Consider the following 19,308-nt stretch of genomic DNA (forward strand, 5'->3'; position numbering starts at 1 on the left):
CGGCCCCACGCGTTGCGGTGATCAGTCCACGTCGAGCAGATCGCGCAGCCAACGCGCGCCCCGAACCCGGCCGCCCACCTCGACGATCCGTTCCGACAGGCCGCGATCGCTCGTCACCACGATCACGTCGTGACCCCGGCCGCGAAACTCCGCCGCGACCGACACGATCGTGTCGTCGCCCTCGCCCGGCGCCGCCACGACCTCGACGCCGGCGATCTCGGTCGACACCGCGCGCGCCTGCCCCTCGACGACGGCGGTCCAGCGCGGGAACCACACGTCGCCCTCCAGCCACAGGGCATCGGCCGGCACACCGCGCGACGCGCGCCGCGAAACCCGGTCGAGCAGTCGTGACGCGGCGCCGGCACGGTCGCGCCACCACCCGTCGGGCACCGATCCGACCACGTTCGCCACGTCGACGACCACAACCGGATGCCGCGGCAACAGGCTGCGCAACAGCGGCCACGATGCGGCGAAACCGGGGTGCAGCGGCAGCGCGTCGACGTCGTCGATCGGAACCCACGCGAGCTCGAGCGACTCGGGGTCGGAGATCACCGGCGTGAACGGCTCGACGACGTCGGCGACAAGCGTCGTGTACGTCCAGACACCGACGTCGAGCACGCTCTCCAGCCGCGCCCGCACCGCTCCGTCGGGGACGCCGGCCTCCTCCTGCGCCTCGCGGATCGCGCCGGTCGCCGCATCTTCACCCTGATGGCGGGCACCACCGGGCAGAGCCCACGTGCCACCGAAGTGACTCCAGCCCACGCGGTGCTGCAGCAGCACGCCGCGATCGGCATCCAGAGCCAGAAGTCCCGCGGCGCCGAAGCGCCCCCAGTAGCGCTGGCCGTCCGGCGCTTCCACCCAGGCGTCACCCGGGTCGCGCGGGCCGTGTGGCCGGCGCGGCTCACCGGGTTCGGGAGGGAGGATCGTCACCACGTCAAGACTGGCACACCCCGATGTCGGTCGAGGTCGTCAGAAACGCAACCCTCAGCATCCACTCTGCGCCTCTCCCCTTGCGGCATGTCCCCTTTTCCGTCGCTATCAGCCCTCACAACGACAGAAAGTGGGACATGGGCGCCACCACCCGCAGGAAGGCATGTCCCAATATCTGCTGTTCTGCCGGCCCACACCGACAGAAAGTGGGACATGGATGCCGCCCGCCGGAAGGTATGTCCCAATATCTGCTGTTCTGCCGGCCCACACCGACAGAAAGTGGGACATGGCTGGGGAGAAGCGCCTCGCCTCAGGCGGGGAGGGGTCAGGACCGCTGGCGGCGTTCCCGGATGCGCATGTTCAGCACGATCGGCGAACCCTCGAAGCCGTAGATCTCGCGCAGGCGCCGCTGGATGAACCGGCGATAGCCCGGGTCGAGGAAGCCCGTGGTGAACAGCACGAATGTGGGCGGTCGGCTCGCTGCCTGCGTGCCGAAGAGAATGCGGGGCTGCTTGCCGCCACGCAGCGGGTGGGGATGCTCGGCCACGAGCTCCGAGAGGAACGCGTTGAACTTGCCGGTCGGGATGCGCTGATCCCACGACGTGAGGGCGGTCTCCAGCGCGGGCACGAGCTTGTCGAGGTGACGGCCGGTCTTCGCGGAGATGTTCACGCGAGGCGCCCAGGCGACGTGCGCGAGGTCGCGCTCGATCTCCCGTTCGAGGAACCGCCGCCGGTCCTGCGCGTCCATGTCGTCGTCGTTCAGGCGATCCCACTTGTTGTAGGCGATCACGAGCGCCCGGCCCGATTCGAGCACGAGGTCGATGATGTTCAGGTCCTGCACGCTGATCGGCTGGGTCACGTCGATCACGACGACCGCAACCTCCGCCTTCTCGAGCGCCGCCGACGTGCGCAGCGATGCGTAGAAGTCGGCGCCCTGCGACAGGTGCACACGCCTGCGGATGCCGGCCGTGTCGACCAGGCGCCACATCTTGCCGCCCAGCTCGACGATCTCGTCCACCGGGTCGCGGGTGGTGCCCGCGAGCTCGTTCACGACGACCCGCTCTTCACCGGCCGCCTTGTTCAGCAGCGATGACTTTCCGACGTTCGGGCGGCCGAGGATCGCGACCCGGCGCGGTCCGCCGATCTCGGCGGATGCCACGGCCGAGACGGTCGGGAGCACCTTCATGATCTCGTCGAGGAGGTCGGCGACCCCGCGACCGTGGATCGCCGAGACCGGGTGCGGCTGACCGAGACCCAGGTTCCACAGCGCTGCCGCCTCGGGCTCCTGCCGGGCGTCGTCGATCTTGTTGGCGACGAGGAACACCGGCTTGCCGCTCTTGCGGAGGAGCTTGACGACGTGCTCGTCGGTGGAGGTCGCCCCCACCATCGCGTCGACGACGAACAGCACCACGTCGGACAGATCGATCGCCACCTCGGCCTGCGCGGCGACGGACGCGTCGATGCCACGGGCATCCGGCTCCCACCCGCCGGTGTCCACGAGGGAGAAGCGACGGTCGAGCCACTCGGCCTTGTACGTGACTCGGTCGCGCGTGACACCGGGGGTGTCCTCGACCACGGCCTCACGACGGCCGAGGATGCGGTTCACGAGCGCCGACTTGCCGACGTTCGGGCGCCCGACGATCGCCACGACGGGCAGCGCCGGCAGATACTCGATGCCGTCCTCGCCCACCACGGCACCATCCAGCAGCGCGGCGTCCTCGTCGTCGAGATCGTAGTCCTGCAACGACGCGCGCAGCGCGGTCGCCCGCTGGTCGGCGAGCTCATCGTCCATGTCGGCGAGCGTGGCCTCGAGATCGTCGGGGCCGGCGGTGTATTCCTCGTCGGCGGCCATCAGCGCACCCCTCCCTCGGCGATGACGCCGAGCACGGCGTCGACGGTCTGCTCGAAGTCGAGCTCGGTCGAGTCGACAACCGTCACGCCTTCTGCGGCGGTGAGGAAGTCGACGACCTTCGAATCGGCGGAGTCGCGACGACGCAGCGCGTCTGCGACAGCCGTGGTGTCGTCGCCGGTGAGCTCGGCGCTGCGGCGCGCGGCGCGCACCTCGGGGGCGGCGGTCAGCAGGATGCGCACCGGCGCATCCGGGGCCACGACCGTGGTGATGTCACGCCCTTCGACGACGACGCCAGCGCGGCCGGATCCGGCGACCATGGCGCGGAACATGGCGTTGACGGACTGGCGCACGGCCGGCACGCGGGCAACGCCGCTGACGGCCTCCGTCACCCGGGTCTGTCTGATCGCATCGGTCACGTCGACGTCGCCGACACGCACCCAGTACCGGTCGGGGTCGAGCGAGATGGCGTACTCGAAGTCGCCGGTCGCATCGAGGACGGCGGCGGAATCGGAGGTGTCGACGCCGCGCTCGACGGCGTGCCATGCGAGCGCACGATATGCCGCTCCGGTGTCGAGGTAGCCGAAGCCGAGCCGGCGGGCGACCTCCTTCGACACGCTCGACTTGCCGCTGCCGGCGGGACCGTCGACCGCGACGATGGTCACGGGTGAGGTCTCGGCAGACGGCGGCGTGGGTGCGGGTGGTGTGGCCCCCGCGGGCGTGGACAGATCAGTCATGGGTTGTACTCGCTATCTTCCAGCCGCGCGCCTGCAGTCCGTCGACGCAGCGATGCACGACGCCCGGGGCGACGCTGATCTCGGCGAGACCGAACTGCGCGCCCGGGGAGTGTTCCAGGCGCAGGTCCTCGACGTTCACGTCGAGGTCGCCGAGGTCGCCGAACAGCCGGCCGAGCTGCCCGGCACGGTCGTCGACCATGACGACGACGCTCTCGAAACGACGGTTCTGGCCATGTTTTCCGGGGAGGCGCTCGACGCCGTCGTTGCCGCGCCGGATGGCATCGGCCACGGCGCGGCGGGCGCCGGTGGCTTCGGGGTCGCGGAGCGCATCCGCCACCTGCGTGAGGTCCGCGGCGAGCTCGTCGAGAACGTCGACGACCGGCGCCGCATTGGCGCCGAGGATCTGGACCCACAGTTCGGGGGCGGACGCCGCGATTCGGGTGGTGTCGCGCACGCCCTGCCCGGCCAGGCGCAGCGACCCCTCCGGGGCCTCGACGAACCGGCCCGCGAGCAGGCTGGCGACCAGCTGCGGCACGTGGGAGACCAGGGCGACGGAGTGGTCGTGCTCCTCGGGCGACATCTCGATGGGCGTGGCTCCGAGGTCGAGGATGAGGCCCTCGACGACCGCGAGGTCGGCTGCGCGGGTCTCGCGATCACGGCAGACGACCCAGGGACGGCCGATGAAGATGTCCGCACGTGCGGAGATCGCTCCCCCGCGCTCACGGCCCGCCAGCGGATGCGACCCGATGTAGCGCGTGAGGTCGACGCCGCGCTCGCGCAGCGCCCTGAGCGGCTCGAGCTTCACGCTGGCGACGTCGGTGACCACGGCGTCCGGGAAACGGGCGAGCTCGGCGGCGACGACGTCGGCGGTGACATCCGGCGGCACGGAGACGACCACCAGCGACGGATCGTCGGTCTTGCGGGCGGCACGGCCGGCGCCGTAGTCGATCGCCAGACGAAGCTGCGCCGGCGACGTGTCGGCGAGCACGACGTCGACGCCGAGGGCGACGAGCGCGTGCCCGATGCTCGCGCCGAGCAGTCCCGCCCCGACGACGCGCACGGTCCCCGACGAGCGCGCCGACAGGCGGTCGCTGCCGCCGGCGCGTGGCTGATCGAAGGCGTCGGTCACGGATTCTCCGGAGAGGGGGTGGATGGGCCGCCGCGAGAGAGAGTCAGCAGCGCGCCGCGCTCCACTGTAGTCAATTCCCGGGTCTTGCCGGCTGGGAGCGTGCCCAGGTGGAGCGGTCCGAACTGGCGACGCACCAGATCCTCGACGGGGTGCCCGACGGCGTCCATCATCCGACGCACGATGCGGTTGCGACCGGAGTGCAGGGTGAGCTGCACGAGGGATCCGTCGCCCGCGGCACTCGTCGAGAGGATGCGCGCCTTGTCGGCCGCGATCGGGCCGTCGTCCAGGTCGATGCCGCGAAGCAGGGCGGCGACCGTCTGCGCGCTCACCCGCCCGGCCACCTTGGCGATGTAGACCTTGGTGACGCCGAAGGACGGGTGCGCGAGCACGTGGGACAGCTCACCGTCGTTGGTGAGCACGAGCAGGCCACTCGTATCGGCGTCGAGGCGGCCGACATTGAACAGGCGCTCCTCGAAGCGGTCGGTGTAGCGGCGCAGATCGGGGCGCCCGCGGTCGTCGCGCAGGGAACTGACGACTCCTCGCGGTTTGTTGAGCATCACATAGCGCTTCGTGGCATCCAACTGCACGGCCGTGCCGTCGACATCGACGAGATCGGTCTCGGGGGCGATGCGGGTGCCGAGTTCGGTGACGACGGCCCCGTTCACGCGCACCCGGCCGGCGACGATCATCTCTTCGGCCACGCGGCGCGACGCCACACCCGCCTGCGCGAGCACCTTCTGCAGCCGCACACCTTCGGGTCCCGCGGCGCTCATCGGATCACCTCCGCGTCGAATCCGGTCGAGCCGTCGTCGAGCAGCGGCGAGATCGGCGGGAGCTCGTCGAGGGAATTGATGCCCAGGTTCACCAGCAGCGCATCGGTCGTGCCGTAGTTCACGGCGCCGGTATCCGGGTCGGCGAACAGCTCGGTGATGAGGCCGCGGGCGAGGAGGGTGCGCACGACGGAGTCGACGTTCACCGCTCGGATGGACGCGATCTGCCCGCGCGTGATCGGCTGCTTGTAGGCGATGACAGCGAGCGTCTCCAGCGCCGCCTGCGACAGCCGGGACGGCGCCTGTCCGCTGACGAACTCCTGCACGAGGTCATCATGCTCTTCACGCACGTACAGTCGCCACCCGCCACCCACCTCGCGCAGCTCGAAGCCGCGGCGGGGACCGCCGGACTCGCCGTCGTAGTCGGCGACGAGAGCCTCGACCGCTTGACGCACGGCAGGGACGGGGCTCCCCACGGCCGTCGCCAGGCTCACGAGGCTCTGCGGCTCGTCGACGACCAGCAGGATGGCCTCCAGCCGCCGGACGACCGAGCCGGTGTCCTGCGGGCGGGTCGGCGGCTCGATCGTGTTCGTGTCATCGGTCATAGTCGGCTCCCAGAGTGGCGAGGTTCTCGTCGGACCAGCGCGGTGCCGTCCAGCGCAGGGTGAGCTCCCCGAGCGGCTCGAGCTGCTCGAAGGAGAGTGCCGCGTGACGGTGCAGCTCGAGCACCGACAGGAATCGAGCGACGATGATGCCCGTCTGGGTGATACCCGACACGAGATCACGGAAGCTGAGGGTTCCGGCATCCCGAAGCAGCGTGACCACGACGGCCGCCTGTTCCCGGATGCTGACGAGCGGCGCGTGCAGGTGGTCCAGGCCGACCAGCGGAATCTCCTTGGGCGCGAACGCCATCATCGCGATCGCCGCGAAGTCGTCGGCACTGAGCGTCCACACCAGCTCGGGCACGGCCGAACGGTGCTTGTCCTCGAGTTTCACCGAGCGGGTGTGACGCCGGTCCTCGCGGCGCAGGGACCGCTCGAACCAGGCGGACACCTCCTTGAAGGCCCGGTACTGCAGCAGGCGTGCGAAGAGCAGGTCTCGCGCCTCGAGCAGCGCGACAGCCTCGGCGTCGACCAGTTCGCCCTGCGGCAGGAGTCCCGCGACCTTCATGTCCAGGAGGGTGGCCGCGACGACGAGGAACTCCGAAGCCTCGTCGAGCTCGTCGGGTCCGAGGTCTCTCAGATATGCGATGAACTCGTCGGTCACTCGGCTCAGGGAGACCTCGGTGATGTCGAGTTCGTGCTTCGAGATGAGCTGCAGCAGCAGGTCGAAGGGACCGTCGAACACGCCCAGCGATACCCGGAAGCCGTCACCGGCATCCTCCGCCGCGACGAGCGGGGAATCGTCCGATTCCGCGGCGGTGTCCTCGGGATCCTCAGGCGACGGCGCCACGGTCGACCAGCTCTCGAGCCAGGCGCAGGTACGCCTGGGCGGCCGAGTGCTCGGGCGCGAATTCCGTGATCGGCATGCCCGAGACCGAGGCGTCCGGGAACTTCACCGTGCGGCCGATCACCGTCTCGAGCACATCGTCGCCGAAGGCCTCGACGACGCGCTCCAGCACCTCGCGCGAGTGCAGGGTGCGCGGGTCGTACATCGTCGCCAGGACGCCGTCGAGGGTGATGGTGGGATTCAGGCGGTCGCGCACCTTGTCGATCGTCTCGATGAGCAGCGCGACACCGCGCAGCGCGAAGAACTCGCACTCCAGCGGGATGATCACGCCGTGGCTCGCGGTGAGCGCGTTCACGGTGAGCAGGCCGAGGGAGGGCTGGCAGTCGACGAGGATGACGTCGTAGTCCTTCGAGACCTTTCGCAGCACCTGGGCGAGGATCTGCTCGCGCGCCACTTCGTTGACGAGGTGGACTTCCGCGGCCGAGAGATCGATGTTGGCCGGGATGATGTCGAGCCCGTCGACGCGGCTCGGCACGATCACCTCGTGCGGGTCGCGCTTGGTGTTCAACAGCAGGTCGTAGATCGTCGGGATGTCGTGCGTCTGGATGCCGAGGCCGGCCGACAGGGCGCCCTGCGGATCGAAGTCGACGGCGAGCACCTTGCGGCCGTATCCGGCCAGCGCCGCGGCGAGGTTGATGGTCGTCGTGGTCTTGCCGACGCCGCCCTTCTGGTTGCAGAGCGACACGATGCGCGCGGGCCCGTGCCCGTCGAGCGCGGGCGGAGTGGCGAATCCGCGATAGGGCCGTCCGGTCGGACCGAGGACCGTCTCGTCACCGGACGCCTTCGTCTCGCCGCGTTTGGTTGCCGCCACCGACTCTCCTGCCTTCGCCATAACGTGCACCGATTCTAGTCATCCCCCGGCGCCAGGCCCGGCTGACCCGCGGGTCAGCGCGCGCGAGGATGCGACGTGACGTACACGTCGCGCAGCGCGTCGACGCTCACGTGCGTGTAGATCTGGGTCGTCGCCACCGACGCATGTCCGAGCAGCTCCTGCACGACGCGGACGTCCGCCCCGCCCTGAAGCAGGTGGGTGGCGAACGAGTGGCGAAGCGTGTGGGGGGACACATGGGCGGTGAGCGATGCGCGCTCGGCCGCCTGCTGCAGCACCAGCCACGCGCTCTGCCGCGACAGGGGTGCGCCGCGTGCGCCGAGGAACAGACGAGGCGTCGCACGACCGCGCCGCGACAGCTCCGGACGTGCCCGGGTCAGATAGGCCTCGACGGCTGCCTGCGCGTAAGACCCGACCGGGACGATGCGCTCCTTCGCGCCCTTGCCTCGCACCCGGACGATGTCTCCGTGCGCCATGTCGTCGACGTCGAGCTGCACGATCTCCGACACGCGCGCACCCGTCGCGTACAGCAGCTCCAGGAGCGCACGGTCGCGCAGGCCGACCTCATCGCCGGGGGCTGCGGCCGCCGGCGAGGGACCGGAGGCATCCAGGAGAGCCTCGACCTGATCGATCCGGAGGGCTTTCGGAAGGCGTCGAGGCATTCGGGGCGGGCGCAGCCGGGCCGCGGGGTCGGAACGCTCGATCTCTTCGCGCACCAGGAATCGATGCCAGCCCCGTACGGAGGACTGCAGGCGTGCGAGCGAACTCGATGCCGGTGGCGGATCCTGGGCGGCCCGCTCGGCGATGAACGCCGAGACCGTCTCGGAGACGATGCCGGACGTATCGGTGATCCCCTGGTCGTTCAGCCACGCGGCGTACACCGCCAGGTCGCGCCGATAGGCACCAAGGGTGTGCTCCGACAGCCCCCGTTCCACCGTGACGTGGCGCAGATACGCGTCGACGGCACGATCGACGTGCACGTCAGCCCTTCGCCACGGCCTCGTGCAGCCGGTGAGACGCCGCGAGCACGCCGACAGCCAGGATCCCGTTGCGGAATCGGCCGGCGAGCACGCCCTCGACGGCCTGACCGAGAGGCATCCACTCCTGACGGATGTCGGCCTCCTCGTCCTCACGGTCGTGCGGCGTTCCGACGGAGCGCAGGCCCCGCGCGAGGAAGAGGTGCACGACCTCGTCGTTGCCTCCCGGGGTGGTGAAGATGCTGACGAGACTCTCCCAGCGCTCCGCCTCGAGGTCGACCTCTTCGGCGAGTTCGCGTCGCGCCGTCTCGAGCGGCTCCTCGCCCTCGACATCGAGCAGCCCCGCCGGGATCTCCCAGTCGCGTCGACGGATCGGATGGCGGTACTGCTGGATGAGCAGCACCCGGCCCTCGTCGTCGACCGCGACGACCGCGGCGGCGCCGGGGTGATCGACGTACTGACGCACGATCTCGCCCTCGCCGTAGCGGAAGGTGTCGCTGCGCACATCCCACACACGACCCTCGTACACGAGCTCGGTGTCGACGATCTCGACCTCGACGGGCTCGTCGCTCAATGACTCACTCATCGTCGACATCGAAAAGCTCGCTCGAACGGTGGCGCTCCAGGGCTGCTCCGATGAGCCCACGGAACAGCGGATGCGGGTCGGTCGGGCGCGAGCGGAGCTCCGGATGCGCCTGCGTGGCGATGTAGTACGGATGCACGTCCCGTGGCAGCTCCACGAACTCGACGAGATTGCGATCGGGCGACAGACCCGAGAACCGCAGCCCGGCGGTGGCGATTGCGTCGCGGTAGGCGTTGTTGACCTCGTACCGGTGACGGTGCCGCTCTTCGATCCGTGCGGCGCCGTAGACCTCCGCGGCCAGAGACCCCTCGCCGAGGTCGGCGGGATACAGCCCCAGGCGCATGGTGCCGCCGAGATCGCCGCGATCGATGATGTCGACCTGCTCGGCCATGGTCGCGATGACCGGAGCCGGCGTGCCGGGATCGAATTCGCTCGACGAGGCCCCGTCGATGCCGGCGACGTTCCGCGCGTACTCGATGACCATGCACTGCAGGCCGAGGCAGATGCCCAGCGTGGGGATCCCCTGCTCGCGGGCGAATCTCAGCGCGCCGAGCTTCCCCTCGATGCCGCGGATGCCGAAGCCCCCGGGGACGATGATGCCGTCGAGGCCGCCGAGCGCCTTCGCAGCGCCGTCGGGCGTCTCGCACAGATCGGACGGGATCCAGGTGATGTTCACGTGCGTCTCGTGCGCGAACCCGCCGGCCTTGACCGCCTCCGTGACCGACAGGTAGGCGTCGGGCAGATCGATGTACTTGCCGACGAGGCCGATCGTCACCTCGTGCTTCGGATTGTGCACCGCCTGGAGCACTCGTGCCCATCGAGACCAGTCCACGTCGGTGGCGCGCTCGAGACCGAGCGCGCGCACGATGTAGGAGTCGAGGTGCTGGTCGTGGAGCATCGACGGGATGTCGTAGATGCTCGGCACGTCGACGGCGTTGACCACCGCGTCCTCGTCGACGTCGCACATGAGGGCGATCTTGCGCTTATTGGACTCGGTGACGGGCCGGTCGCTGCGCAGCACGAGCGCATCGGGCTGGATGCCGATCGACCGGAGCGCGGCGACCGAGTGCTGCGTCGGCTTCGTCTTCTGCTCCCCCGACGCACCCATGAACGGCACGAGGGAGACGTGGACGAAGAACACGTTGCCGCGTCCGAGCTCATGACGGATCTGCCGGGCAGACTCGATGAACGGCTGCGACTCGATGTCGCCGACGGTGCCGCCGATCTCGGTGATGATCACGTCGGGCTTCGGCGTCTCGTCGGCCTGCAGACGCATCCGGCGTTTGATCTCGTCGCTGATGTGCGGGATCACCTGCACCGTGTCGCCGAGGTACTCGCCTCGCCGCTCGCGCGCGATCACCTGCGAGTAGACCTGACCGGTCGTGACGTTGGCGGCCTGGCTGAGCTCGATGTCGAGGAAGCGCTCGTAATGACCGATGTCGAGATCGGTCTCGGCACCGTCGTCGGTCACGAAGACCTCGCCGTGCTGGAACGGGTTCATCGTTCCCGGGTCGACGTTCAGGTAGGGGTCGAGCTTCTGCATCACGACGCGAAGACCTCGCGCCGTGAGCAGGTTGCCGAGGCTGGCCGCCGTGAGACCCTTGCCGAGGGAGGAGACGACACCGCCTGTCACGAAGATGTGCTTCGTGGTGTCGTGGGGGGAAAGTCCGTCACCGGGAGTCTGCGTCACGGGCTTCGATCCTATCAGTCGCGTTCCGCGCCGAGGTCGAGCAACTCGCGCGCGTGGGTGAGAGCGGCATCGCTGTCGGGCATGCCCGACAGCAGCCGGGCCATCTCGGCTTCTCGTTCGGCACCCTCGAGGCGGCGCACGCTCGAGGCCGTCACGGATCCGTCGCTCGCTTTGACGACCGAGAGGTGATTGGAGGCGAAGGCCGCCACCTGCGCGAGATGCGTGACGGCGATCACCTGAGACGACCGTGCAAGTCGGGCGAGACGCCGACCGACCTCGATCGCCGCCGCTCCCCCGATGCCGGCGTCGACCTCGTCGAACACGAAGGTGGGAACGGGGTCGGTCGCGGCGATCACGACCTCGATGGCGAGCATGACTCGGCTGAGCTCTCCCCCCGATGCGCCACGCGAGACGGGCCGCGGCTGAGCCCCGGGATGCGGGGCCAACAGGATCTGCACGTCATCCCGCCCGGCCGTCGACGGGCCCGCCGGAGAGACCTCGACCGTCACGGCCGCATCCGGCATGGCCAGGTCGCGCAGTTCCGCCGAGACCGCATCGGCCAGTCGGCTCGCGGCCGCGGTGCGGGCGGCGGTCAGTGCGTCGGCTGCCGCGTCGAGCTCTGTCGCAACCGCATCCCGTTCCGCGGCCAGGCGGTCGAGGCGATCGCCGTCGTCGTCGAGCTCCGCCAGGCGTGCCGAACCCGTGTCCAGAAGATCGATCGCGGCCTCGAGGCTGCCGTGCGCGCGGACGAGCGATCCGAGCACCGCACGCCGATCTTCGACGGCGGCCAGCTCGTGTGGTCCGGACTCATCGAGATCGGCGAGGTACGCGGCGATCTCGGTCGCGAGGTCGGTGACCCGATACCCGATCTCGGCGAGCTGCTCGCCGAACGCCGCCAGCTCGGCGTCGCGATCGGACGCCCTCTCCACGGCACGGCGCGCATCGGCCAGGAGCGCGGTGGCGTCGGGCCCCCCGGACTCGCCGGAGAGCGCCTCGTGGGCGGTGGCCGCGGCCATGCGGAGCTCCTCGATGTTGGCCAGCCGCTCGGCGCGCGCCGTGAGCTCGGCATCTTCGCCCGGCTGCGGCGCCGCCTGTTCGATCTCTGCGATCTCGGCCCGGAGACGTTCGGCCTCCGCCCGGCGATCGTCGCGGTCGGAGGTCAGCGAGGTGAGTTCCGCGTCGAGGGCACGCCAGCGGTCGTACGCGTCTCGATACGCCGCGAGCGGAGCCGCGATCTCGGCGCCGCCGAAGCGGTCGAGGGCGTCGCGCTGTGCGACGGCGGAGCGCAGGCGGAGCTGATCGGACTGCCCGTGCACGACGACGAGCTCTTCGGCGAGATCCGCCAGCACCCCGGCGGGCGCGGCCCGTCCGCCGACCGACGCTCGGCCACGACCCTCGCGCGACACCGAGCGACCGACGAACAGCTCCGCGCGTCCGTCGCCCAGTTCCTCGACGTCACCGCCGGCGTCTCGTACGCGGTCGACGACCGCGCCCGCCTTCGGGACGATCCACACGCCGTCGACCGAGGCCCGCCCGGCGCCCGCTCGCACAGCGCCGGAATCCGCCCGCTGCCCGAGCAGCAGCCCCAGCCCGGTCACGACCATCGTCTTGCCCGCGCCGGTCTCTCCGGTGATCGCGGTGAACCCGGGACCGATGGGAAGGGTCGCCTCGGCGATCACCCCCAGATCGCGAAGACGCATCTCCTCGATCACGGGTGCCCCTCCCCCTCGGGGGGCGACGTGCGCAGCGTCGCCGTTGTCGGCGAGGTGCCCGGTCCGCGCCATCCCTCCACGGGCAGTCGGAACTTGCGCACCAGTCTGTCCGTGAACGCGGCCTGGTGGAGCCGCGCGAGCCGAACGGGATCGGTCGCCCGCCGCACGACCACGCGCGCTCCCGGCGGGAGCTCGTGCGAGCGACGTCCGTCGCACCAGAGCACCCCGCTGCCCCCGGTTCCCTCGATGAGCTCGATCGCGACCGCGTGGTCGGGGCCGACCACGAGCGGCTTGGCGAACAGCGCGTGCGCCGACAGCGGCACGACGGCGATCGCCTGCACGGTCGGCCAGATGACGGGACCACCGGCCGAGAAGTTGTAGGCGGTGGACCCGGTCGGGGTCGAGACGACCACCCCGTCGCAGCCGAACGCCGACAGCGGCCTCCCGTCCACCTCGATCGCGACCTCGAGCATCCGTTCCCGCGCGGCCTTCTCCACCGTCGCCTCGTTCAGCGCCCACGTCTCGTACACGACGGTGTCGGTGTCATCCTTGATGCGCACCTGGAGGGCGAGTCTCTCCTCGACCTCGTACTCGCGTGAGATGACGCGACGGACCGCCTCGTCCATGTCGTCCCGCTCGCTCTCGGCGAGGAATCCGACGTGCCCGAGGTTGATGCCGAGCACCGGCGCCGTTCCGCCACGCACCAGTTCCGCCGCCCGCAGGATGCTGCCATCGCCGCCGAGCACGATCGCCAGTTCGATCTGTGACACGTGCACGTCTCGTCCGAGCACTGCCAGACCGTCGACGTCAGGGCGAGCCGCGCACATCTCGGCCGCGTCGACCTCGTCGAGAACGGGCACGGCGCCCGCGACGCGCAGCGCCGTGATGACGCTCTCCGCGGCGTCGCGGGTGTCATCACCGCCGCGCACGACGACGAGAATGTACCGCTCGGAGTCGGTCATCGGGCTCCTGTCAGTTCGGAGATCGTGTCCAGCCATTCTGTCGGATTCGCGCCGGTGCCCGCGGCGAGATGCACGAGATACTCCGCGTTGCCGTGCGTGCCGGTCAGTGGCGAGGCGATGACCCCGCGGGTGCCCAACCCGGCGTCCCAGGCGCTCCACAGCACATCCGCGACAGCCTCGGCGCGAAGCGCCGGATCGGTGACCAGGCCGCCGCGCACGGCAGTGCGTCCCACTTCGAACTGGGGCTTGACCAGCAGCACCGCGTCGCCGCCTGCCGCCATCGTCGCGGCGACGGCGGGAAGCACGAGCGCCAGCGAGATGAACGACAGGTCTCCCGTGACCACCGACGGCGGTGCGGCGACGCCACTGGCCGCTCGCAGCCCCTCCGCATCCATGTGCCGAACGTTGTAGCCTTCGAGGCTCGTCACGCCAGGGTCCCCTGCGATCACCGGATCGAGCTGGCCGTGACCGACGTCGACGGCGATCACCGGTGCGGCACCGCGTTCGCACAGAACCTGGGTGAAACCACCCGTCGACGCTCCCATATCGAGAGCGCAGCGGTCCGAGACTGCTACGTCGAATGCATCGAGGCCCGCGATCAGCTTGTGAGCGGCACGGCTGACGTAGTGGTCGGAGGCGGCGACCGAGATGCGCGCGTCGTCAGCGACGCGCGTGGATGACTTGACCACGGTCGCCCCGTCGACGGTGACCAGACCCGCACCGATCAGTGTGGCGGCGTGAGTACGGGAGCGCGCGAGACCGCGCGCAGCCAGAGCCGCGTCGAGGCGCGACGTCATGAGCGCGAGGCGCGCCCGGTCACATCGGCATCCAGGCGCGCTGAGAATTCATCGTGGATGGAGCCATAGGCGTCGGCGCGCACAGAAAGAGGCTGAGCCTCGATCACCTCGAGGCGGGAGACGAGATCCATCCCGTCCGAAACCGGATCAGCCTCGCGAGAAGAGGTGTCGACGCCCGTCGGCGGTGCAGGGTTCGGCAGGCTCTCCATCCCCACATGCTACGTGTCTCAGGGGCGATGGAACGGATCGGCAAACAGCCTGTCCGGAACCCGGAAGCCGAAGATCTGCCGTCCGGTATCCCAGATGGCATGCGCTCCCGCGCGGAGAAGATCGATCTGCGATCCACCCGCCGCCAGGATGCTCACGTCCGCGCCGTCGATCCGCACGCGCGCATCGCGAACGCGTACGACGCCGTCCTTCCGGATGACCTCCGGATACGGCTCATGCAGCTCTCGAAGGTCCGAGAGCACGTAGGTCGGCTGCGACCCGGACGGAGCGGCGAGCACATGCTTGGGACGGTCGATTCCCGTCAGGACGAGAGCCGAAGCGATGCCCGCGCGATTGGCACCGAGGATGTCCGTGTCGAGCCGGTCACCGAGGAACAGAGGTGCGCGAGAGGAGAACCGCGCAACAGCCTCCTCGAAGATCGGTACCTCGGGCTTGCCGGCGACCGTTGCGAGACGACCGACGGCCGTGTGGACGGCGGAGACGAGCGTGCCGTTCCCGGGCGCGATCCCCCGGGCCTGCGGAATCGTCCAGTCGGTGTTCGTCGCGATCCACGGGATGCCGCCGTCGTCTTCGGGGGTCGCGAGCGCAAATGCCGCTTCGGCGAGCTGGGTCCACCCCACCTCGGGCGCGAAGCCCTGCACGACAGCCGCGGGTCGGTCCTGTGCACTTCGCGTGACGACGAAGCCATGCTTCTCGATCTCGGACACGAGGCCGTCCCCGCCCACGACCAGGATCGTCGAGCCGGCCGGCACACGTGTGGCGAGCAGCCGAACCGCCGCCTGCGGACTGGTGACTACGTCCGCGGGCTCCGTCGGCAGACCGAGGTCGCGCAGATGCGCCGCCACCGACGCGTCGGTTCGCGACGCATTGTTGGTGATGTAACCGAGACGGCGATCAGACGCCGCGCGGATGAGACTGTCGACAGCGTGCGGAATCGCGCCGGACCCCGCGTACACGACGCCATCGAGGTCCGCCAGAACAGTGTCGACACCCTCAAGCGGAGTACGACCGGCGGAGCGCCCGAACAATGCCATGCGTGTCCTTCCGAGATGCCCTCGAGAACGGCTCTTAACGAGTAATGGCCACCCTGCTTTGGGTGGCCATTACCGTGAAAAGAAGTCCGGCGGTGTCCTACTCTCCCACAGGGTGGCCCCTGCAGTACCATCGGCGCTGAGAGGCTTAGCTTCCGGGTTCGGAATGGGACCGGGCGTTTCCCTCTCGCTATGGCCGCCGAAACACTATCGATGTTTCAGTGTGTCACAACAAAAGATGTTGTTGTGGGTTTCCGACCGTACATCGGGAACCACACGGTGGACGCGAGTCACGCTAAAGAAATAGCGCAAAGTGTTATCAAGTCATCGGCTTATTAGTACCGGTCAGCTGCACGCATTACTGCGCTTCCACATCCGGCCTATCAACCCAGTAGTCTGGCTGGGAGCCTCTCACCCCGAAGGGTATGGAAGTCTCATCTTGAGGCCGGCTTCCCGCTTAGATGCTTTCAGCGGTTATCCATCCCGAACGTAGCTAATCAGCGGTGCTCCTGGCGGAACAACTGACACACCAGAGGTTCGTCCAACCCGGTCCTCTCGTACTAGGGTCAGATCCTCTCAAACTTCCTACGCGCGCAGCGGATAGGGACCGAACTGTCTCACGACGTTCTAAACCCAGCTCGCGTACCGCTTTAATGGGCGAACAGCCCAACCCTTGGGACCTACTCCAGCCCCAGGATGCGACGAGCCGACATCGAGGTGCCAAACCATGCCGTCGATATGGACTCTTGGGCAAGATCAGCCTGTTATCCCCGAGGTACCTTTTATCCGTTGAGCGACAGCGCTTCCACAAGCCACTGCCGGATCACTAGTCCCGACTTTCGTCCCTGCTCGACCTGTCAGTCTCACAGTCAAGCTCCCTTGTGCACTTACACTCGCCACCTGATTGCCAACCAGGTTGAGGGAACCTTTGGGCGCCTCCGTTACATTTTGGGAGGCAACCGCCCCAGTTAAACTACCCACCAGGCACTGTCCCTGAACCGGATTACGGTTCGAAGTTAGACATCCAGAGTGACCAGAGTGGTATTTCAACAACGACTCCACAAACACTGGCGTGTCTGCTTCACAGTCTCCCACCTATCCTACACAAGCCACACCGAACACCAATACCAAGCTGTAGTAAAGGTCACGGGGTCTTTCCGTCCTGCTGCGCGTAACGAGCATCTTTACTCGTAATGCAATTTCGCCGAGTTCGTGGTTGAGACAGTTGGGAAGTCGTTACGCCATTCGTGCAGGTCGGAACTTACCCGACAAGGAATTTCGCTACCTTAGGATGGTTATAGTTACCACCGCCGTTTACTGGGGCTTAAATTCTGAGCTTCGCCTTACGGCTAACCCGTCCTCTTAACCTTCCAGCACCGGGCAGGCGTCAGTCCGTATACATCGTCTTGCGACTTGGCACGGACCTGTGTTTTTAGTAAACAGTCGCTACCCACTGGTCTCTGCGGCCACCACACCCTTTCGGAGTAAATCCTAATAAGTGGATGGCCCCCCTTCTCCCGAAGTTACGGGGGCATTTTGCCGAGTTCCTTAACCACGATTCTCTCGATCTCCTTAGTATTCTCTACCTGACCACCTGAGTCGGTTTGGGGTACGGGCAGCTAGAACCTCGCGTCGATGCTTTTCTCGGCAGCATAGGATCACCCACTTTTCATCCGCATCGTGTCTCAGCCTCAATGAGTGACGGATTTACCTACCACTCGGCCTACGCACTTGCACCAGGACAACCATCGCCTGGCTTGGGCTACCTTCCTGCGTCACACCTGTTAATACGCTAGCCGCACCAGCATGGGGTCGAGCGTTCGCCAGGACGGCTTCACCCCGAAGGGATCCACACATTCCTGGTTAGGACTCTTAGCACCACTGGATTAGCTGGGGCGGTTCTTCGCCGGTACGGGAATATCAACCCGTTGTCCATCGACTACGCCTGTCGGCCTCGCCTTAGGTCCCGACTTACCCAGGGAAGATTAGCTTGACCCTGGAACCCTTGGTCTTTCGGAGGACGTGTTTCTCACACGTCTTTCGCTACTCATGCCTGCATTCTCACTCGTGTGGCCTCCACGGCTGGGTCACCCCGCCGCTTCACTGCCCACACGACGCTCTCCTACCCATCAACACGGCTGGACCACGAAGGCCTACCAATAATGTCAATGCCACAACTTCGGTGGCGTGCTTGAGCCCCGTTACATTGTCGGCGCGGAATCACTTGACCAGTGAGCTATTACGCACTCTTTCAAGGGTGGCTGCTTCTAAGCCAACCTCCTGGTTGTCTGAGCAACTCCACATCCTTTCCCACTTAGCACGCGCTTAGGGACCTTAGTTGGTGGTCTGGGTTGTTTCCCTCTCGACTATGAAGCTTATCCCCCACAGTCTCACTGCTGCGCTCTCACTTACCGGCATTCGGAGTTTGGCTGACGTCAGTAACCTTGTAGGGCCCATCGGCCATCCAGTAGCTCTACCTCCGGCAAGAAACACGCAACGCTGCACCTAAATGCATTTCGGAGAGAACCAGCTATCACGAAGTTTGATTGGCCTTTCACCCCTATCCACAGCTCATCCCCTCAGTTTTCAACCTAAGTGGGTTCGGTCCTCCACGACGTCTTACCGTCGCTTCAACCTGGCCATGGATAGATCACTTCGCTTCGGGTCTAGGACACGCGACTGAAACGCCCTGTTCAGACTCGCTTTCGCTACGGCTACCCCACACGGGTTAACCTCGCCACGTATCGCTAACTCGCAGGCTCATTCTTCAAAAGGCACGCTGTCACCCCTGCTAAGGAGGCTCCAACGGTTTGTAAGCAAACGGTTTCAGGTACTATTTCACTCCCCTCCCGGGGTACTTTTCACCTTTCCCTCACGGTACTTGTCCGCTATCGGTCATCTGGGAGTATTTAGGCTTATCAGGTGGTCCTGACAGATTCACACGGGATTTCTCGGGCCCCGTGCTACTTGGGATACACGCCACGCTGAAACACGCATTTCGACTACGGGGCTGGCACCCACTCTGGCCGGCCTTTCAAGACCGTTCGTCTACACGCTTCCATCACGTCGGCCACCCGGCAGGATGACCAAGCACGTCCCACAACCCCTCACACGCAACGCCTGCCGGCTATCACACGCATAAGGTTTAGCCTCATCCGATTTCGCTCGCCACTACTCACGGAATCACGGTTGTTTTCTCTTCCTGTGGGTACTGAGATGTTTCACTTCCCCACGTTCCCTCTACCCGCCCTATACATTCAGGCGGGAGTCACCAGGTCAGCACGCCGCCTGGCGGGGTTTCCCCATTCGGACACCCTCGGATCAAAACTCGCTTATCAGTTCCCCGAGGCTTATCGCAGATTGCTACGTCCTTCTTCGGCTCCAGATGCCAAGGCATCCACCGTTTGCTCTTAAAGACTTGAAATCACATGAGCTGATCTATCGATCAAAAAATCGCTATTTCAAAAACACACAAACATGTGTCTTTAAGATGCTCGCGTCCACTGTGTAGTTCTCAAAGTACGGGCGGTACCCCCTCCGACATCCCCACACAGGAGACACCAAAAAGGGGCCCA

The 19,308-nt window shown here is 67.2% G+C and carries 16 protein-coding genes and 2 rRNA genes; all 18 read right to left on the reverse strand.

Going from position 1 to position 19,308, the window contains the following annotated elements; translation table 11 throughout:
* Window positions 1-21 precede the first annotated feature (21 nt).
* The 18 genes from IM777_RS10725 to IM777_RS10810 all read right to left on the reverse strand — a co-directional run bounded on the left by IM777_RS10725 (window position 22) and on the right by IM777_RS10810 (window position 19,157).
* Complete coding sequence (locus IM777_RS10725; protein ID WP_194383337.1) at window positions 22-930, reverse strand: NUDIX domain-containing protein; 909 nt, start codon at window positions 928-930, stop codon at window positions 22-24.
* A 325-nt stretch (window positions 931-1,255) separates the two neighbouring features.
* Complete coding sequence (gene der / locus IM777_RS10730; protein WP_194383338.1) at window positions 1,256-2,782, reverse strand: ribosome biogenesis GTPase Der; 1,527 nt, start codon at window positions 2,780-2,782, stop codon at window positions 1,256-1,258.
* Complete coding sequence (cmk, locus tag IM777_RS10735; protein ID WP_194383339.1) at window positions 2,782-3,516, reverse strand: (d)CMP kinase; 735 nt, start codon at window positions 3,514-3,516, stop codon at window positions 2,782-2,784. Before cmk ends, der begins: the two co-directional genes overlap by 1 nt.
* Window positions 3,509-4,645, reverse strand: coding sequence for a prephenate dehydrogenase (locus IM777_RS10740; protein ID WP_194383340.1), 1,137 nt, complete (start codon window positions 4,643-4,645; stop codon window positions 3,509-3,511). Before IM777_RS10740 ends, cmk begins: the two co-directional genes overlap by 8 nt.
* Window positions 4,642-5,418, reverse strand: coding sequence for a pseudouridine synthase (locus tag IM777_RS10745; protein WP_194383341.1), 777 nt, complete (start codon window positions 5,416-5,418; stop codon window positions 4,642-4,644). The genes IM777_RS10740 and IM777_RS10745 overlap by 4 nt, the downstream gene beginning before the upstream one ends.
* Window positions 5,415-6,020 carry an SMC-Scp complex subunit ScpB gene (gene scpB / locus IM777_RS10750; RefSeq protein ID WP_194383342.1) on the reverse strand — a complete coding sequence of 202 codons (606 nt, stop codon included), beginning with the start codon at window positions 6,018-6,020 and terminating at the stop codon, window positions 5,415-5,417. The genes IM777_RS10745 and scpB overlap by 4 nt, the downstream gene beginning before the upstream one ends.
* Window positions 6,010-6,867, reverse strand: coding sequence for a segregation and condensation protein A (locus IM777_RS10755; RefSeq protein ID WP_194383343.1), 858 nt, complete (start codon window positions 6,865-6,867; stop codon window positions 6,010-6,012). The genes scpB and IM777_RS10755 overlap by 11 nt, the downstream gene beginning before the upstream one ends.
* Window positions 6,851-7,756, reverse strand: coding sequence for a ParA family protein (locus tag IM777_RS10760; protein ID WP_228480764.1), 906 nt, complete (start codon window positions 7,754-7,756; stop codon window positions 6,851-6,853). The genes IM777_RS10755 and IM777_RS10760 overlap by 17 nt, the downstream gene beginning before the upstream one ends.
* 53 nt (window positions 7,757-7,809) lie before the next feature.
* Complete coding sequence (gene xerD, locus IM777_RS10765; protein WP_071043717.1) at window positions 7,810-8,733, reverse strand: site-specific tyrosine recombinase XerD; 924 nt, start codon at window positions 8,731-8,733, stop codon at window positions 7,810-7,812.
* Between the two features lies 1 nt (window position 8,734).
* Window positions 8,735-9,316 (reverse strand): NUDIX domain-containing protein, encoded by a 582-nt coding sequence (locus tag IM777_RS10770; RefSeq protein WP_228480765.1) that lies wholly within the window; start codon window positions 9,314-9,316, stop codon window positions 8,735-8,737.
* The gene (locus tag IM777_RS10775) at window positions 9,309-11,003 is read right to left on the reverse strand and encodes a CTP synthase (protein ID WP_071043719.1); all 1,695 of its coding nucleotides are present in this window, start codon (window positions 11,001-11,003) and stop codon (window positions 9,309-9,311) included. Before IM777_RS10775 ends, IM777_RS10770 begins: the two co-directional genes overlap by 8 nt.
* A 14-nt stretch (window positions 11,004-11,017) precedes the next feature.
* Window positions 11,018-12,715, reverse strand: coding sequence for a DNA repair protein RecN (recN, locus tag IM777_RS10780; protein ID WP_194383345.1), 1,698 nt, complete (start codon window positions 12,713-12,715; stop codon window positions 11,018-11,020).
* Window positions 12,712-13,677: an NAD kinase gene (locus tag IM777_RS10785; RefSeq protein ID WP_071043720.1), complete on the reverse strand. Its 966-nt coding sequence runs from the start codon at window positions 13,675-13,677 to the stop codon at window positions 12,712-12,714. Before IM777_RS10785 ends, recN begins: the two co-directional genes overlap by 4 nt.
* Window positions 13,674-14,474 carry a TlyA family RNA methyltransferase gene (locus IM777_RS10790; protein WP_194383346.1) on the reverse strand — a complete coding sequence of 267 codons (801 nt, stop codon included), beginning with the start codon at window positions 14,472-14,474 and terminating at the stop codon, window positions 13,674-13,676. Before IM777_RS10790 ends, IM777_RS10785 begins: the two co-directional genes overlap by 4 nt.
* Entirely contained in the window at window positions 14,471-14,683 is a 213-nt protein-coding gene (locus tag IM777_RS10795) for a hypothetical protein (protein WP_194385617.1), read from the reverse strand. The genes IM777_RS10790 and IM777_RS10795 overlap by 4 nt, the downstream gene beginning before the upstream one ends.
* 18 nt (window positions 14,684-14,701) lie before the next feature.
* On the reverse strand, window positions 14,702-15,736 hold the full coding sequence (locus tag IM777_RS10800) for an HAD-IIA family hydrolase (RefSeq protein WP_194383347.1): 1,035 nt from the start codon (window positions 15,734-15,736) through the stop codon (window positions 14,702-14,704).
* An 84-nt stretch (window positions 15,737-15,820) separates the two neighbouring features.
* A 5S ribosomal RNA gene (gene rrf / locus IM777_RS10805) occupies window positions 15,821-15,937 on the reverse strand.
* Between the two features lie 111 nt (window positions 15,938-16,048).
* Window positions 16,049-19,157 (reverse strand): 23S ribosomal RNA (locus tag IM777_RS10810).
* Window positions 19,158-19,308 lie beyond the last annotated feature (151 nt).

Source organism: Microbacterium luteum (assembly GCF_015277875.1).
In the GTDB taxonomy this organism is placed as follows: Bacteria; Actinomycetota; Actinomycetes; order Actinomycetales; family Microbacteriaceae; genus Microbacterium; species Microbacterium luteum.

Bases quoted from the DNA above. Each gene is read 5' to 3' on its own strand.
- IM777_RS10745 (WP_194383341.1), bottom strand. From the start codon at position 5,418: ATGAGCGCCGCGGGACCCGAAGGTGTGCGGCTGCAGAAGGTGCTCGCG.
- IM777_RS10770 (WP_228480765.1), bottom strand. From the start codon at position 9,316: ATGAGTGAGTCATTGAGCGACGAGCCCGTCGAGGTCGAGATCGTCGAC.
- cmk (WP_194383339.1), bottom strand. From the start codon at position 3,516: ATGACTGATCTGTCCACGCCCGCGGGGGCCACACCACCCGCACCCACG.
- IM777_RS10800 (WP_194383347.1), bottom strand. From the start codon at position 15,736: ATGGCATTGTTCGGGCGCTCCGCCGGTCGTACTCCGCTTGAGGGTGTC.
- scpB (WP_194383342.1), bottom strand. From the start codon at position 6,020: ATGACCGATGACACGAACACGATCGAGCCGCCGACCCGCCCGCAGGAC.
- IM777_RS10785 (WP_071043720.1), bottom strand. From the start codon at position 13,677: ATGACCGACTCCGAGCGGTACATTCTCGTCGTCGTGCGCGGCGGTGAT.
- IM777_RS10760 (WP_228480764.1), bottom strand. From the start codon at position 7,756: ATGGCGAAGGCAGGAGAGTCGGTGGCGGCAACCAAACGCGGCGAGACG.
- IM777_RS10790 (WP_194383346.1), bottom strand. From the start codon at position 14,474: ATGACGTCGCGCCTCGACGCGGCTCTGGCTGCGCGCGGTCTCGCGCGC.
- IM777_RS10795 (WP_194385617.1), bottom strand. From the start codon at position 14,683: ATGGAGAGCCTGCCGAACCCTGCACCGCCGACGGGCGTCGACACCTCT.
- der (WP_194383338.1), bottom strand. From the start codon at position 2,782: ATGGCCGCCGACGAGGAATACACCGCCGGCCCCGACGATCTCGAGGCC.